Annotated in this window: 14 protein-coding genes; 6 read left to right on the top strand and 8 right to left on the bottom strand. The window is 57.9% G+C overall.

Annotated features, from left to right (window positions below; translation table 11 throughout):
- Positions 1 to 7 precede the first annotated feature (7 nt).
- The 6 genes from FDY93_RS12880 to FDY93_RS12855 form a co-directional block, all read right to left on the bottom strand.
- A complete protein-coding gene (locus FDY93_RS12880; RefSeq protein WP_138236167.1) occupies positions 8 to 802 on the bottom strand; it encodes a MotA/TolQ/ExbB proton channel family protein in 795 nt (264 codons plus the stop codon).
- A gap of 91 nt (positions 803 to 893) precedes the next feature.
- Positions 894 to 1,166: a hypothetical protein gene (locus FDY93_RS12875; RefSeq protein ID WP_138236166.1), complete on the bottom strand. Its 273-nt coding sequence runs from the start codon at positions 1,164 to 1,166 to the stop codon at positions 894 to 896.
- A 61-nt stretch (positions 1,167 to 1,227) separates the two neighbouring features.
- Complete coding sequence (locus FDY93_RS12870) at positions 1,228 to 3,318, bottom strand: SUMF1/EgtB/PvdO family nonheme iron enzyme (protein ID WP_138236165.1); 2,091 nt, start codon at positions 3,316 to 3,318, stop codon at positions 1,228 to 1,230.
- Between the two features lie 382 nt (positions 3,319 to 3,700).
- Entirely contained in the window at positions 3,701 to 5,275 is a 1,575-nt protein-coding gene (locus FDY93_RS12865) for a hypothetical protein (RefSeq protein ID WP_138236164.1), read from the bottom strand.
- 101 nt (positions 5,276 to 5,376) lie between these two features.
- Positions 5,377 to 6,573 carry a hypothetical protein gene (locus FDY93_RS12860; protein ID WP_138236163.1) on the bottom strand — a complete coding sequence of 399 codons (1,197 nt, stop codon included), beginning with the start codon at positions 6,571 to 6,573 and terminating at the stop codon, positions 5,377 to 5,379.
- Between the two features lie 30 nt (positions 6,574 to 6,603).
- Positions 6,604 to 7,077, bottom strand: coding sequence for a hypothetical protein (locus FDY93_RS12855; RefSeq protein WP_138236162.1), 474 nt, complete (start codon positions 7,075 to 7,077; stop codon positions 6,604 to 6,606).
- Positions 7,078 to 7,234: 157 nt separating this feature from the next.
- Between FDY93_RS12855 and FDY93_RS12850 the strand changes: the two genes are divergently transcribed.
- Together FDY93_RS12850 and FDY93_RS12845 are read left to right on the top strand one after the other, a co-directional pair.
- Positions 7,235 to 7,438, top strand: a complete 204-nt coding sequence (locus FDY93_RS12850) for a hypothetical protein (RefSeq protein ID WP_138236161.1) — start codon at positions 7,235 to 7,237, stop codon at positions 7,436 to 7,438.
- A 9-nt stretch (positions 7,439 to 7,447) separates the two neighbouring features.
- Complete coding sequence (locus FDY93_RS12845) at positions 7,448 to 7,846, top strand: hypothetical protein (protein WP_138236160.1); 399 nt, start codon at positions 7,448 to 7,450, stop codon at positions 7,844 to 7,846.
- A gap of 351 nt (positions 7,847 to 8,197) precedes the next feature.
- Here the strand turns inward: FDY93_RS12845 and FDY93_RS12840 are convergent, their stop codons facing one another.
- Positions 8,198 to 9,505: a hypothetical protein gene (locus FDY93_RS12840; protein WP_138236159.1), complete on the bottom strand. Its 1,308-nt coding sequence runs from the start codon at positions 9,503 to 9,505 to the stop codon at positions 8,198 to 8,200.
- Between the two features lie 734 nt (positions 9,506 to 10,239).
- Between FDY93_RS12840 and FDY93_RS12835 the strand changes: the two genes are divergently transcribed.
- From FDY93_RS12835 to FDY93_RS12820, 4 genes are all read left to right on the top strand, one after another.
- A complete protein-coding gene (locus FDY93_RS12835; protein ID WP_138236158.1) occupies positions 10,240 to 11,307 on the top strand; it encodes a branched-chain amino acid aminotransferase in 1,068 nt (355 codons plus the stop codon).
- A 490-nt stretch (positions 11,308 to 11,797) separates the two neighbouring features.
- On the top strand, positions 11,798 to 12,400 hold the full coding sequence (locus FDY93_RS12830) for a Yip1 family protein (RefSeq protein ID WP_138236157.1): 603 nt from the start codon (positions 11,798 to 11,800) through the stop codon (positions 12,398 to 12,400).
- A gap of 421 nt (positions 12,401 to 12,821) precedes the next feature.
- Positions 12,822 to 14,129 carry a parallel beta-helix domain-containing protein gene (locus tag FDY93_RS12825; protein WP_171018981.1) on the top strand — a complete coding sequence of 436 codons (1,308 nt, stop codon included), beginning with the start codon at positions 12,822 to 12,824 and terminating at the stop codon, positions 14,127 to 14,129.
- Positions 14,122 to 15,261 carry an SO2930 family diheme c-type cytochrome gene (locus FDY93_RS12820; protein WP_138236156.1) on the top strand — a complete coding sequence of 380 codons (1,140 nt, stop codon included), beginning with the start codon at positions 14,122 to 14,124 and terminating at the stop codon, positions 15,259 to 15,261. Before FDY93_RS12825 ends, FDY93_RS12820 begins: the two co-directional genes overlap by 8 nt.
- On the opposite strand, the gene FDY93_RS12815 is transcribed toward FDY93_RS12820, so the two are convergent.
- Positions 15,215 to 15,454 (bottom strand): hypothetical protein, encoded by a 240-nt coding sequence (locus tag FDY93_RS12815; protein ID WP_138236155.1) that lies wholly within the window; start codon positions 15,452 to 15,454, stop codon positions 15,215 to 15,217. The genes FDY93_RS12820 and FDY93_RS12815 overlap by 47 nt on opposite strands.
- Positions 15,455 to 15,465: the final 11 nt, after the last annotated feature.

Here is a 15,465-nt window from a genome sequence, read left to right as displayed (position 1 = left end):
GATTTGTTCAGCTGACTTTCAGAAAGCGCAGCAGATTGTTGTCACAGTAATTCTGGGTATCCAGCACCAGCCGTTCCTGCATCAACTGCAGTTGGTGGGTGAAAAACATAATGACAATACTGATGACAAGTGCGACAAAAGTGGAGTTGAACGCGACACCGAGGCTCACGGTCACACCGGCAATATCCCCTTCCACTGCGCGGTGTGCCTGTGCCAATGCCTCGCCGATACCGCGCACCGTACCGATGAACCCGATGGAGGGAATCGCCCAGGTGATATAGCGCACCATCGCCAGTTCTGAATCGAGGCGGTCGCCCTCGGTCTCACATACTTCCTTCACCGAATTGGAAACGGCGGCCACATTGCGGGTGGAGCCGAAGCGCTGCAGCGCTGTGAGCAGGGCGCGGGGTAGTAGGAAGTTGCGCTCCTCCTCCGGCAAGGCCTGGATTGGCCGCGACAGATCGCGCGCGTCTTCCGGAAGAATCGGGGTGCCCTCGCTGACATTTAGCAGCGCCTGGTCCAGTAGTTTGCGCTCGCGCATACTGCGTCGTGCCTTTAGTCCCATGATGGCCATGGCCCACAGCATCAGTACGAAGCAGGCTTCCTGTTCATAATCGCGCAACACAATGTACATCGAGCGTTGCTGAATATAGGTTTCACCGGCTTCCTCCCTTGCCATCTGCTCCTGGATCAGAGCGTCGGCGTTGGGGCGGATGATGGCTACGTAAATGGCGTGTACCAGGATGATGGCCCCGAGCAGGGCGAACAGCTGGAACATAAAATCTGAAGACTTGAATTTCATGGGTATTCCCGCTTATTTGTGGGGCCATTCCATTGGCGAGGCCCGGCTATTGCTCAGATTTCCGCTGGAATTTTCGCGCTATTCGCTGTTGCTAGATGTCCACCGGGTAGGAGACCGAGAGGTCTTCCGATATTTCTTCCGTTGCTTCGTAGTTGTCGGCACTTTGGGCGCTCTGTGCCTTGATCTTTGCTGCTGGTTTTTTTTTACTGACTGAAGCAGGCTGGGCGGTGACTTTTTCTTCCTGCTTTTCCTGATCTGTCTTCGCGTCGTCAGCGGCTGATTGCGCTTGTGCACCCAGCGCGAAACTGCATAGCAGAATCAGGGGCAGGAATCGCACCAGGTTGGTTTGTCTATAGCGTTGCATGCCAACACCTCGTTTCTCTCTGTTCCTACGTCTTTCTGTTCTTACTTCTCTGGCTCCGCGATCAATTGACCCAGCGGGCCACGCGGAAGCCCACATCATCGCGCGCTTCCGCGCCGTAATCCCGGTAAGACAGGCGCAGTTCGGTGAGTCCCGCGTGCCGCCAGCTGGAGCCGCGCACGACGTGGTAATCGCCCTCCTGTGGTCCCACCGGGTTTTCTTCAGCCCTGGTAGAGAGGCCCGTACCGATGGTGTACAGGTCGTGAATCCATTCGGAGACATTGCCGCCCATATCGAACAGGCCAAGATGATTGGGGCCGAAGCTACCCACCGGTGCGGTGGCGGCATAGTTGTCGTTATAGGTGCGCAGCACTGCGGGAACTATCTGGCCGGCACTGCTATCGGCGTAGTTGCCGGAGTTTTTGCCCACCGGCAGCGCATTACCCCAGGGGAATTTACGCATGGCGCCGCGTTCATAGCGGGCAGCCCAGGCCCACTCGGCCTCCGTGGGCATGCGATAGCCGTTGGCGCTGCCGTCAAACCCCACCACGCGGCCACGCTCAGTGCGGTAAACCTCCTTGAGACCGTCACGGGCGCTCAGCCAGTTGCAGAACAGGGCGGCGTCATTCCAGCTGATGTTCACCACCGGCAGGCTGTCGTTATCCAGACTGACACCATTGGTGTGGCTGGAACTGTGCATGCGCTGATAGCGTCGATATTCGCGGTTGGTGACTTCGGTTGTGCCGATGTAAAACGGGCGGGTGAGAGAAATCTTGCGCAGTACCTCATTGGCCTGGCGCCCCTGCTCGCGACGTGAGGAGCCCATGGTGAATTCTGAACTGGGGCGCATCAGCAGCATTTTGCCACCGGCACCGTGGGTGATTTCCGCGGGCACATTGCTCCAGCGCGCCTGCTCACCGGTGAGTAGTATTGCGCGCACACTCTGCTTGAGTTTGCTGGAAGGCACGATGGTGGTCTGATAATCCTCGTAACCCGCCTTGCGCACGGTAATGGTGTGGCTGCGGGTGGGCAGGGTGAAGGTTTCGCCGGCAATCCCCGCCAGCCTGCCGTCGATGAATACCTGCGCTTCCGGTGGGCTGCTGGTGATGGTGACATCGCCGAATACTGCGGTGAGATCCACGTTCAGGTCGCGCAGATCGCCCGCACGCACATCCACGGTGTGCTCCACAGAGCGGTAACCGTCGAGGAAGAAGCGCAGCTGATGCCGGCGGTTGGAAGCGAGTGCGACGTCCATCGGGGCCTGGCCGCGGTACTCGCCATTTACGGTGATGCTGGCCCCGGGTGGATTGCTCACCACCCGCAGGGTGCCGTCCGCGGCCGCGAGGTCGACAGTCTGCAGGGTCTGATCCACCCCGGCGGTGACCGGAACCGGAATCTGTACGGTTTTATGATCCGGCAGTGAGATGTCGACCACGCGATCACCCTGCACCAGTTCCGCTGTCAGCGGCGTGGTGCCGAGGATTTTTCCTTCCACGCTGACGGTGGCGCCGGCTGGATTACTGGTGATATGTACATTGGCCCAGGCCGGGCGCAGGCTGGCGGTCAGGGTCTGCGTATTGTCGAGCCCCTCGATTTCCACTTCCTTGCTGAACGGCAGATAACGCTCCGTTAGTACAGTGATACGTTTGCGGCCGGCGGGAATGGACTGGGCGAGGCCTTCGCTGCTATCCACTTCCGCGCCATTGACGAGAATGCGCACGGGTACCGCTGGTTCGGTAATGACCTGCAAATGTCCGGGCAGGCGCTCAAGCTTCACCGCGTGGCGGCTGTTGCTGTCGCTGCTGATTTCCACTTCGCCACTCTGTGGCAGATAACCGGTGGCGCTGACGGTGTAGCGGTAACTGCCGGGCAGCACCAGGTGGCCGTCGCCGAGGCGCAAGGCAAAGCCGCTGACGGAAACATCGGCATCCGCAGGCTGGGTTTCAAAAATCAGGGAGCGTGCCACCAGCAGGTAAACCAGCATCAGCGCGCCGAAGCAGAGGCTGGCAACCACAGCGATGGCTTTGGGGGAGAGCAGCAGTTTGTTGCCACCACTGGAAACCTGGGCAGGGGTGAAACCGATCGGCTGGATGACTGAGGCATCATCGTTGGCCGGCTCGTTTTCGCGAACGGGTACCGCTTCCTTAGCTGTCATTTATGGTTTCCTGTTACTGCGCACTTATTGATTTTTCCGCCGCTGTCGCCACACCGGTTTCCTTACCGGATCGCCTGGGTACCAAAAGTCCCAAAGGCAGAGCCGCGCATTTCAGCTTAGCCCGCTCTGGCACCCGCAGCTTGGGCGCCGGTCTTTTTGGCGTGGATTTTTCGGTTTTACCGATACCGGGACGACAAATTCGTCCATGCCCAGGAGCGCATCCGATACGCGTCACTGGCGTCAATGTTGGCGTGAGGAAGTAATGAAAAGTATGGTCCGCCGGTCAGAAAATCTGCGGGAGGCGCGCGCAGCCAATTCAAAATCACCGCGACATTCACGTCGTGTGCTTTTGATCTGCCCGCGTTGGAGTTGGTTTCCGGGTTCAGGAATTATTGGCGTTGTTAATTTTTTCCTGGCATTGGATCGTAACAACCGGAGACTCCGAACCGGGGTCGACAACAAATTCCTGGCGCACATCGCGATATCCCTGGCGGGTACCGACCGCGGTGTAGCGGCCAGGTTTGAGTGCGATTTCCCGCTCGGAAAAATTGCCGAGTTTGCCTACGTGATAAATGGTCACGTGCGTACTGGTATCGGATTGCAACAAAACCGTAATCGGTATCAGGGATTTGGTCAGTGCGATTTCAAGCTGTTCTATCTGATTTTTCAGGCGCGGTGTGTCTGCGTTGAGCGCGCGGGCGTCCGCGAGAACCTTGCGCGCATACTGATTGCGTTTGCTCTGCCCCAGGGTGAGGGGATCGCTTAGCAGCTCCTGGAGTTGATCGTCCAGCTTGGCGCGGGCATCGGCGCGAGCCTTGCCGGTGATGGCTTCCACCAGGCTCCCGTCCTGTTTGATCAGTTTGCCATATTGCTCCGCCGCCTGGTGCCACTGCTCTTGCGCTTCATTTTCCGAAGCGCTGGCAAACAGGCGATCCAGGCGGGCCTTGGATAGACCGTTTTCCGCCTGGGTGATACCTACATCGGGGTCGCTGGCGGTAGGCTTGAGCTTCTTGGCTTTGTGAAACGAGGCCTTGGCCGTGTCGTAGTCACCGGCGGCAATGGCGGCATAGCCCGCGGACATGGCCTGGCTGTAATCCCGCTCAAGGATTGCCGCATTTACTTTTGGCAGCAGGGCTTTCGCCGGTTCGGTTTCGCTATCCAGGCTCAGGGCCCTTTCCAGTGCCGCCTTGGCGATATCCAGAGCATTTTCTGCAAAGGCGTTTTTTCCGCTAACAACGTGTGGCCAAACTTCCGGCAGCCGTTCCGCACGGGACTTGCCCTTGACGCCGCGCGGGTGATCCTGGGAGATGGTCAGCACCAGATCGAAAGCCTTGTTCGCAGCAGCGGCGTCGCCGATATCCAGCGCCGCGTGCCCTTCCGCCAAATGTTGCTCAATACGTGTGGGGATACTGTCGCGCAGCTGCTGCAGGCCGGTGAGCGCCAGGCGATACTGCTGCAACGCGGCCATGAATTTTCGCTGGCGATAAATACCGTCTGCCTCTTCCGCGAGAGTGCGTGCGGCGAAGTACTCTTCCGCCGCCCAGGTTTCTACCTTGCGCTCTATCAGCTCTTCCTGCAGTTGCAGGATTTCCTGCAGCACCTGCTGTACTTCCCGGCGCTGCTGGGTGATTTCCGCCTCGGTAAAGGGGGATACCTCTACCTTGGGTGCGGCCTTTTGTGTCGCTGCCGCCGGAACAGTGGTGGCGACGGATGCGACCGCAGGTTTTTCCACAACTTGCGGCAATACCCAAAATACACCGACCAACGCGGCGATCATCGCGCCGCCCAGCAACCAGGGCGTCAGCTTTTTCGCGGCGTGCGCACCAGTGGTTGCATCACTTCCCGTTTTCCGGCTTTTTGCTTGGCCCAGGTTGTCCGTTTTTGGCTCACCGCCGAAAGAAAAGTCGGCGGGTTGGATAAAGGATTCATCGTCCGATGATGGATCGCGGTATTGCATAATGTTCCGCACCGTTCGCTGTTATTTTCGGGTCGCCGGCAGACGGGGATGGCTTGATCCCCGCTGCCGACCGAGCGTGTTTCCAGGAAAGGTCCGGGGGCTTAGATATCGCTTATGCCGCCGGTTTCCACTTCATAGATTTCTTTTAACAGTTCGCGCCACTGCTGGTACTGGTTTTCCACCGAACCGGACAAGGTCACGGTGCGGTCTTCCAGCTCCACGATGCGGGGTTCCACTTCCGCCTCCATGGAGTCGCCGAGTTCCTGCAGTGCCTCGATGTGCATTTTGGCTTCCGCTCGGCGATCAAATCCGCTTTTTACAAGATAACCACCGCCAGCCACGGCGACATTGCCTGCCTGGCGTGCCGCACCGCCGCCGGCGCCAGCCGCGGCAATACCGCCGACGATTGCGGCCACGCCCATGATGGTGTTGTTGCGGGCCTTGCGTTTGAGTTCGCGCATTTCTTTCACTTCTTCATAACTCATGGCTCGCCACTCCTGATAGGGGGTCTCCATGGTTTTTACGAAGGTGTCGTAGTAGCCCTGCAATGTGTCCACGAACAGGTAATCGCGCTCGCGGATCTGACGCACGCGTATCAGCATCGGGTCGTTATCCGCGGGCAGCGCAGTGAGTCGGTAAAGACCGTTTTGGTCTTGTACCAGGTAGCGTTCGAAGGCTCTGGGAGAAAAGCTCTGGGCAAACTTGATTTCGGAGATCGTGCGCAACTCCGCGATGTACTGGTCCGACAATCCCTGCCGATAAATCAGCATGTCGTTGGATATGCGATTGTAAATGCCCTGGAACGCATCGCCCTCGGTGGGATGTTTGCGGTCGTAGGCGTAGTGGGACGCCTGCTCGGTGTATTGTCGGGTAAACCACACCTGGCCGCGGGAGTCGACGACGGTGACATCCACGGTGAGCGTTTCACCGTCGGACTGCACAATTTTCCCTGTGACGGTCACGTCGATATTGGTGCGCTCGCTGGGAACCACCCGCACCGCCCCCCAGCCCTGGCTGGATTGCACCGCATCCGCGAGAGTGACGGCAATGTAACGGGATTCCGCGCGGCGCAGTTCCGGGAAGACCAGGTCGTCCTCTTCCAGTTCGTCCTCCTGATTCAAGCCCGCATTGAATTGGACGATGCCCACATCGAGTAGTCGGTTTTCCGCAATAGCGGCGTCCTCTACCGTGAGTGGTGTGTAGGCGGTGGTGCGCACCTCGGTGGTGGTGCAGCCGACGAGAGTCAATAAACCCAGTGTCAGGCTGTACAGGGCGCTGCGTGCGTACGAGAAAAACATATCACTACTCTCCCTGATGAATTTTCATCTTCATTTCTGAGTTTTTTTATATTTCCGATACTCTTCCCAGAGTTTTTCCCGCAGTTCGGGATCGGATTCGCGCATGGCCGCCTCGCGGATCTGGCGTGCCACTACGTCGTCGTCATCGCCGGTGGGAACATCGGCGGGAACTACCACAGCGGTGTTGGTGTGGTTGTATTCACCTTTGCGGCCCTTGGTTGGGAGACCGGGGCCGGTGGCCTGGCCGCTGGAGTTGTTTTCTTCTGGACCGCCGCCAGGTTCACCGCCGCCAGACGGGGGCGCGGGCGGTAATTCGGCTTCCGCGGATTCGATCAGATCTTCCAGCGACTCACCGGGGGGCGCCTCGTCTTCTGCGGTCTCCTCCTCGGCGGACGCGGGGCGGTTACGCACGTAATCCCGCTCACGCAGGATCATTCCGTCGTAGGTGGCCATAGTGGATTCGAATCTTCCTTCCAACTCCGCCACCCGTTCCGCGGCGCTCATCGGTGCCTCGTTGGGCGCGCCACTGCCGCTGGGTGGGCTGCCGGTGCTGGAGGCACTGGCGGGCGCGCCACCACCGGCTTGACCGCCGGCCGCAGCGGTGGACTGCTCTCCGCTTTGTCCTCCACCTTGGGCCCCCGAAGGGGAATTGCTGGACGGAGTGCTGCTAGAAGCGCTGCTCGGCGCACCGCTGGCAGATGCACTGCTGGATGACGAACTGTTGGATGATGAACTGCTGGATGACGCACTGCTCGACGATGCGCTACTGGATGAACTGGAAGACGCACTCGAGGATGAGCTCGAAGATGCACTACTGCTGGCAGTCTGCTGCTCTTCCGAGAAATCAATTTCATCCGGCGGCTGACCTTCCTTATTGGAGGATGGGTCCGGCGGCATACGGGATTCTTCCGGGCGTTGGTCGGACTCGTTGTACACCGGCGTCGACGGACTTCTGCTGGCGGTGGGCTCGCCATCGCTGCTGCTCTGGGAGCGGGACCGCCGCGCCGATTCCTCACCACTGCGCGAGGATGTGCTGGACTGCTCACTGGAGCGGTCGCCGGATTCGATGCTCGGGAAAGACGTATTCGGCTGCGCGCGGCTACTCGCCGTGGACATGCTCGGGCTGCGGCTGCTGCTCGGAGAACTGGGCGAGGGCATGCTGCTGGCCGTAGACGGGCTCGATTGCGACTGGCTCGATGACGAAGAGCTCGAAGACTGCGACTGCGATTGTGACTGTGACTGGGACTGGGACGAACTCGAGGACTGCGACTGAGACTGTTGTGGCTGCGCCGGAGGCTGCTGCTGGGTCTGCTGGTTTTTGCAGCCGCTGATGACCGCGGCCAGCACTACTACGGAGGCCAGGCTTTGCCAGCGCAGACTGTGCAAATGGACGGATGTATGGGTAAAGCGCTGAGCAATCGTCCTTAATACCATGGGTCATCTCCTGATGCGTTCACGGGCCGCGGCGGAATCGCAGCGGCCCGTTTCCTGTTATTTGTTCGACAGTTTTTGTCTTTCGAGGTTTTTCCGGCAGAAGCCAATTGCTGCCAGTTTTTCCGCAAGCCTTATCAGGGCTCTCGTCAGACTCAAACCAAATTCGCTACATCAGTCGAACACGCTTTCTTCATTCAAAGACAAACTTTTGCACAATGCCGGTGGTTTCTACCGGCTCACCATTTTCAAACCGCGGGCGGAATTTTGCTTTTTGCAATACATTGCGCACCCGCGAACGAATACTGACCTTGTCTTCCGGTCTGGCACTGATGATGCGGATATTGCGCGCCTTGCCGAAGGCGGTTACATCGTAGGAAACCGTCACATAGGAATTTGCCAGCGCCTCGCGATCTTCTTCGAGAAATGGCAGGGCCGGCAGAGCGGCAGGCCGCCCGAAAATTTCCTCGATTTCCCGGTTGGTGGCGCCGTTGTCCCACAGCGCCTGATAGGCTTCGCCATAGGTTTCCCGGGCGGAGTGCCATTTGTTGAACATCATGTACCAGTCACCCAGTTCGACCTTGGCCTTGGCGGAAGCCGCCGGCGGTGACGCGGGGTTTTTCTGGTACACATCCATGATCTTGGTGATCGCCGTTTTACCGGAACTGAAACTGTTCATCCGGTAGTGGTCCAGCTTTGCGCGGCGGTCCGGGCTGAGATCACCGCCGCCAAAACTGGTGTTAATCACCACCGCTTCCTGCGGCTCGCCGTTGTAAGTAGCGAGGTAATAATTTGTGGCTTTGAGACCGCGCAGGGCTTCCACTAGACGCAGATCATTGGCGCCGAAGTTCTGAGAAATGATATCCACCGCCAACGCATAGAGATTGGTGGCATTGATCAGGTGCTCGAACAGCGTCGTGCCTTTTTCATCGATGTAAGCCTGCAGATGCCAGTTGCTCAGCGTATTGATAATTGGCAGCATGCGCGGATCTTTTTCCCCGTAATTTTTTGCATGCAGCCAGAACAGGTATTCCTGGTTGTCGTTGGCATCTTCCCATTGGTTCAGTGCGATCTGGCTTTCGATCATGCGCTCGATCATCGGCACCTGATTCAGGGAGTAGAGCCCTTCATTCACGCGGTTGATCAGCATGGCGCGGCGGAACTGGGCAATGGCTTCCTCGTGCGAACCCATGCGTTGCAGAGCGTTGCCCAAACCAATGAGCTGCTCATCAATACCGGCGCCATAGGCACCGTACTCGGCTTCCATTTCCTCAATCCGATCGCGGTAATCATCGGCTGCTTTCGACGGACGCAGCTGCCGTTTGGGTTTTTCCAGTGGTTTGGAGGCCGCTTCTATGTAAGCCGCCGGGGGAGCCTTGGCATTGTCTAGGGCTGAGTCGAGCGCGGATACTTCTTCCGCCGCGACAGGGCCACACAGCAGAGCTGAGGCTGTAAACATCAAGCCGATAGCAATTGCGTTGCTGGTATCTGTCTGTGTCACGGTTGAACCACTTCCATTCCATGTTGTGCAAGGCCCGCCGCTATCCACTGCGCGGATACGCGATGAGCGCGAATTCCGCGGTCAGTCCGGTGGCTGTTGCAGACGCAAAAGCGCCTGTGGCAACTCCGGTTGCGCGGAACTTCTCTCCCTGAAGTGTGGTTCGTTCACGTTCCTGCCGGTTTCCCGGTGTGTTGTCGATTTCGACGCTGGGCTTTGGTGCCGGGGAAACGTATCAGGCTACACATTCTGCAACCTGGCGCTGGTTTCTCTTGCATTTGGCGAGCACCGCCCATGTATTTCTGAGTATAGCCAACGAATTTTCGCGCTTTACTTCCCCGCGTAGGGTGGGGCGCCAGTGCGCGATTGTGTGGAAATACCCGTACTGAATGACAGGATGCAACCTGCCCAGAGCCCACTGAGTCTGGCAGTCGTGAGAATGGATAACGGGCATTTTCACAAAACCCGGTGCCAATAATTTCTGCCGGGATGCAAACCCCGACGGCCGAGGGCGCGCTGTTGCGCTACCCGGTCTAGTTTGTGGTTTGGGGGCGTGGTGGGCGCAACGGGTGCCCGTCGCGCCATGTGGGTGTGATTCATCCTATTATGATGCTGAATTGTTCGATATTGTTGCGCATAGGCCAATGTTTGTGGTTGTTGTGTTTGGACTGGCTGCGGTTTGGGGGCATAATTCACGCGTTAAAGCGAAACTGTGCAATCTTCAGTGGGAGAGCTTTGTGAGCATAAAAATACAACCGGAAGCTATCGCCAGTCTGCGGGGATTCGAAATGCCGGAGAGACTGGGTTTCGGTACCGTGATGGCCCCGGTCATGTTCCGTGCCCGCTTTCAGGACGGGCGCTGGAGTGATGGCGAGCTGCTGCCCTATGGTCCGCTGGCGCTAGACCCGGCGGCCAAGGTTCTGCACTACGCCCAATCCTGTTTCGAGGGGTTGAAAGCCTATCGTTATGGTGATGAGGGTATTGGCCTGTTCCGCCCGGAGCGCAATGCGGCACGCATGGCGCACTCCGCGCAGCGCTTGTGCATGCCGCCGGTACCAGAGTCTTTGTTTATGGACGCGGTGAACGTGGTCGTTGCGCACTGCGCCGGCCTGGTGCCCGGCAACAGTGGTGAATCCCTGTATGTGCGTCCCTTCCTTATGGGCACCCAGCCGGACCTTTCAGTTACTGCGAGCCGCGCTTACGAGTTTTACGTGATTGCGAGCCCGTCGGAGGCCTACCATCCCGGCAATATGCGCCTGTGGGTGGAGCGTGAAGACAGCCGCGCCGCGGTTGGCGGCACCGGAGATGCCAAAGTAGGGGGCAATTACGCCGCGTCTCTGCAGAGTATTTCCCGGCTCAAGGCACGCGGTTACGACCAGTCGCTGTGGCTCAACCCGGGCAACCGCCACACAGTGGACGAGCTTTCCGGCATGAATTTTTTTGCGGTGATGGACGGCGCGCTGCACACCCCGGCATTAAACGGGTCAATTCTCGAGGGGGTTACCCGCGAGTCCCTGCTGACCTTGGCGCGCGATGCGGGGCTTGAGGTGCACGAGCGGGCGATCGATATCGACGATCTACTGCAGCTGGTAGCGTCCGGTACCTGTACCGAAGCGTTCGCCTGCGGTACCGCCGCGATTGTCAGCCCCATTAGTGAATTGGGTGATGGCGAGCAACGGTACCGGTTGGCACAGGCGCCCGGGCCGGTTGCAATGCAGCTGCGGACCGCGTTGCTGGACATTCAGGAGGGCCGGGCGGAGGACCGCTTCGGTTGGATGCATTTGGTGCAGGTGGCGAGTCTCTGACGTCGTTTTGCGCATTTTCTGTTTTTGCACAAGCAATTACGGCGCGTTTTTTCACTCCCGCGCGAATAATCATGACACTGGATATCGGTCGAGTGATTAGGTAGCACTCTTTGAAATGCGGTTGTTTCCAGGAGAAACGACCGCATTTTTATTTTTATCTTTCGCACCGCACGCGTTGACTTGCATGACCAGGGTGTTACAACTTTGTTGAGTCCGGGGCGCAGCCAACTGACACTCAGTTGATATGAATCTGTTCCGGGCTGGTCGCCGCGTAATTTCGCGCGGAAAACGGTAAGCAAGCGTTTGAAAGCGCTCAAAAACAAGAAGCTGGAACTCTGGGAATGGCCTTTGGCGGTATCCCTCACTTTGACAAGTAGTATCCAGATCAATTTGAGACACGGAGTCGGGTTAAGACGGTGGCTCCCTGAAAGAAAAGGCTCTCCCCCGCGGCGGCAAGCCGTGCGGTTCCTCGCGAGTGAGGAGAATGGGAATGCTGAATCATCTCTACGGCCTGATGGTGCAACCTCGCAGGCAATGGCAGGAAATTGCCGGATTGTCAGAAAAAGGGCTTAACCGTCAGATCCCCTACGTTATTGTACTGGCACTGTTGCCGGCGCTCTGCTGGTACTTCGGCACCACCGAAATCGGCTGGAATATCGGCCGCGGCGGACAGGTGCGCACCCTGACGAGCAACAGCGCACTCTCCCTGGTAGCGGTGTTCTACGTCACCATGATTTTGGCGGTGATCGCCGTGGGTTACTTTATTCACTGGATGGCGAAAACCTACGGAGCCAAAACCCACCCGATGAAGGGCATGGTCATCGCCGGATTTACCGCAACGCCGATCTTCGTTGCTGGCGCCGCCGGCCTCTACCCGATTCTGTGGCTGGACATCCTGCTGGCAACGCTGGCAGTCGCCTACGCTGTTTACCTGCTGTATGTGGGTATTCCCATTGTGTTGAATGTTTCCGAGGAGCGAGGCTTCCTTTTTGCCAGCGCGGTGGTCACCGTGTGTCTGGTGATGGCGGTGGTGGTGATGGTATCTACCGTGCTGTTCTGGAGCTTTGTGGCGGCACCGGTGTTTCAGCACTGAGCGGTTGGCGTTTGGGCCCAGCGGCCCGGCGCTACAAATATCAAACCCGCGCGGAGCACGACTCTGCGCGGGTTTTTATTTACCGGTACTCGCGCGGGGGTATGTCTTCTGTGGCGGTGTCTGGATACGGTCGTGCCTGGATGCTGGGGTGGACTGGTTAAAACGAGACAGGGTTCCGTTTTAGCGGTTGCCGCCTTACCGGCCATTGGATACTATCCGGCCAACGGCAGTCGCCATTTCTTGCGCCTCAAAATTGGTACATTCGTACCAGATAATACGAATGGCGCTTAATTGGTCACAAATTGACGCTCTGCTCAGCGTCTGTCCGGCTGCGGTTGCGCTATCAATCCCGGGTTGGTCCGAACCGGGAGAGCTGACACATAACTCTAAAAACATTCAGATAAGGAAAGCGGGAGAATCCATGAAAGCACCAGTCAAATTGGGTGTTGCGTTAATGGCGGCACTGGCGGCGGCCTGTACACAGGACAGTGGCCGCAGCAGCGGGGGGCAGGATACGTCCGCGACCTCCGGGGATTTCCAGAAGCAACTGCTCAAGCAGTTGATCCAGGCACAGCCCGGCGACGTCATCGAAATTCCGGAGGGCCACTACCAGCTGAATCGCAGCCTGTCTCTGAATGTGGACGGAGTGACCATTCGCGGCGCGGGTATGGACAAGACTATTCTGTCCTTCAAGGACCAGATTCAGGGCGCTGAAGGCCTGCTGGTCAACGCCAGCGACTTCACCCTTGAGGACCTGGCCATCGAAGACACCATTGGCGATGCGCTGAAGGTGAACGAGGGCCGGAATATCATCATCCGCAATATCCGTGTGGAGTGGACCAACGGCCCAGCGACCGAGAATGGCGCCTATGGCATCTACCCAGTACAGACAGAAAACACCCTGCTGGAAGGCAATGTCGCCATCGGCGCATCGGACGCCGGGATCTATGTGGGGCAGTCCCGCAATGTGATCGTGCGCAACAATCGCGCCGAGTTCAACGTGGCGGGTATCGAGATCGAAAATACCATCGGCGCCGACGTATACGACAATATCGCCACCAACAACACCGGCGGTATCCTGGTCTTCAACATGCCGAACCTGCCACAACCGGGCCACAGCACCCGGGTGTACAACAATAAGATCTACAAAAACAATACCGAGAACTTCGGTCATGAGGGCACACCGGTGGCCGCGGTGCCTGCGGGTTCCGGGGTGGTCATCAATTCCAATGACTATGTGGAAATCTTCAACAACGAAATTTCCGATAACGACACCGCCAACGTCATTGTCAGCAGTTACTTCGCTGCCGGCTACTACAGCGACAAGTCCACTCAGCAGGACTTCGATCCCTATCCCGAAGGTATCTATATCTACAACAATGCCTTCAGCGGCGGCGGTACCTCTCCCGATCACATGGAATTGAAGGCGCTGAAAATTGCCAAGTTTGGTCTCACCGGCAGTCTGCCTGATGTGATGTGGGACGGTGCCATCGACAGTAAGAAAATGGTCGATGGAAAACTGCCTGACGAACTAAAACTGTGTATCGAAAATGAAGGCGTCGGCATTATTAATGTCGATATCCTGAACGACTACAAGAACATCACCACCGATATCACCGCGCACCAATGCCGTTTGAAAAAGCTGCCGCAGATCGTGCTCGATTTCGACAACAAGCAGGAAAAACCTCAGGAAGAGCAACACGCTGCCACTGAGGTTACCGATGCGTAAACTGCTGTTTCCCCGATGGCTGGGGGCTGCGGTGTTGGCCCTGACACTCGCGGGGTGCGATGCCCCCCGCGAGGCAGTCACCATACATGAGCACAGTGCCGTTCCGGACAATCTGAGCGACTGGCACGTGGTCGAGGCCATCGACGGCAAGCTGGTACTCAACGAGCGGGTCACACCGTACGATCTCAACACCGCGTTGTTCACTGATTACGCGCACAAACTGCGAACAGTGTGGATGCCAGAGGGCGCCAATGCAGTTTACGGAGAAGACGATTTTGACTATCCCGTAGGCACCGTCATCAGTAAAACGTTTTACTATCCACTGGCCACAGATGGTAGCGTGCTGAACACAGACGACTATTCCGCGGACTTTGCCGGCAGCGGGTTGAACCTTAAGAAGGTAAAACTGATTGAAACCCGCCTGTTGGTAAAGCGCGTGGACGGTTGGCAGGCTCTGCCCTATGTATGGAACGAAGCCCAGACAGATGCAGTACTGGAAATTGCCGGAGACGCCAAGCGTTTGCAGCTGGTGAGTGCGGATGGCAGCAGTGAACGTTTTACCTATGTAGTACCAGACGCGAATCAGTGTGCCGGATGCCACGCGGACAACCACACGCAAAAGGCTATCAGGCCAATTGGCCCCCGGGCGCGGCATCTGAACAAGGACTATGCGTATCAGGACGGCACTGAAAACCAGCTGCTGTACTGGCAGCAGATGGGATATCTGAGTGGGCTTCCGGAGTTGGCCGCGGTGCCGCGCAATGTGGATTACAAAGATGTGGCCGCCTCACTGGATGAGCGCGCGCGCTCGTATCTCGATATCAATTGCGGGCACTGCCACAACCCCAGCGGTGCAGCGGATACCTCTGGTTTGATGTTATACGGCGCCGAGCATGACATGCGCCGGCTGGGGGTGTGTAAACCGCCAGTAGCCGCAGGTACGGGGTCCGGGGACCGGCTGTTTGCAATTGTGCCAGGCAGCCCCGAGGCGTCGATACTCAACTTCCGGGTTGAATCCACGGATCCCGGAGCCATGATGCCGGAGCTGGGACGCAGTCTGGCGCATAAAGAAGGTGCGGAATTACTCAAGCAATGGATAGCGTCCATGCCGGGCAGTTGTAAAGCCGGTTAACGGCAACGTCTTTCCGGCTTTGGCGGCGGTCTTCGACCGCCGCGATTTCCCCCGATTGAGGTTTCGCCAGCCCTGTTGTGTTGAATTCCGGATGCAGCAAATCCAGAAAACGTCCGGTTTCGATTGAGTTTCTTCGTTCGTAATCTTCCAACAGCGCGACATAGGTTCGATAGCGTGCGTGGATCTTGCGCACGTAGTCGTAGG

It is taken from the genome of Microbulbifer harenosus (assembly GCF_005771435.1).
Lineage (GTDB): Bacteria > Pseudomonadota > Gammaproteobacteria > Pseudomonadales > Cellvibrionaceae > Microbulbifer > Microbulbifer harenosus.
The sequence above is the reverse complement of the archived record's forward strand: the minus strand, read 5'-3'. Positions and strand labels throughout refer to the sequence as shown.

Excerpts from the sequence above, each read along its gene's own strand:
- FDY93_RS12880 (WP_138236167.1), bottom strand. The coding sequence starts at position 802 with ATGAAATTCAAGTCTTCAGATTTTATGTTCCAGCTGTTCGCCCTGCTC.
- FDY93_RS12875 (WP_138236166.1), bottom strand. The coding sequence starts at position 1,166 with ATGCAACGCTATAGACAAACCAACCTGGTGCGATTCCTGCCCCTGATT.
- FDY93_RS12870 (WP_138236165.1), bottom strand. The coding sequence starts at position 3,318 with ATGACAGCTAAGGAAGCGGTACCCGTTCGCGAAAACGAGCCGGCCAAC.
- FDY93_RS12865 (WP_138236164.1), bottom strand. The coding sequence starts at position 5,275 with ATGCAATACCGCGATCCATCATCGGACGATGAATCCTTTATCCAACCC.
- FDY93_RS12860 (WP_138236163.1), bottom strand. The coding sequence starts at position 6,573 with ATGTTTTTCTCGTACGCACGCAGCGCCCTGTACAGCCTGACACTGGGT.
- FDY93_RS12855 (WP_138236162.1), bottom strand. The coding sequence starts at position 7,077 with ATGAGCGCCGCGGAACGGGTGGCGGAGTTGGAAGGAAGATTCGAATCC.
- FDY93_RS12830 (WP_138236157.1), top strand. The coding sequence starts at position 11,798 with ATGCTGAATCATCTCTACGGCCTGATGGTGCAACCTCGCAGGCAATGG.
- FDY93_RS12825 (WP_171018981.1), top strand. The coding sequence starts at position 12,822 with ATGAAAGCACCAGTCAAATTGGGTGTTGCGTTAATGGCGGCACTGGCG.
- FDY93_RS12820 (WP_138236156.1), top strand. The coding sequence starts at position 14,122 with ATGCGTAAACTGCTGTTTCCCCGATGGCTGGGGGCTGCGGTGTTGGCC.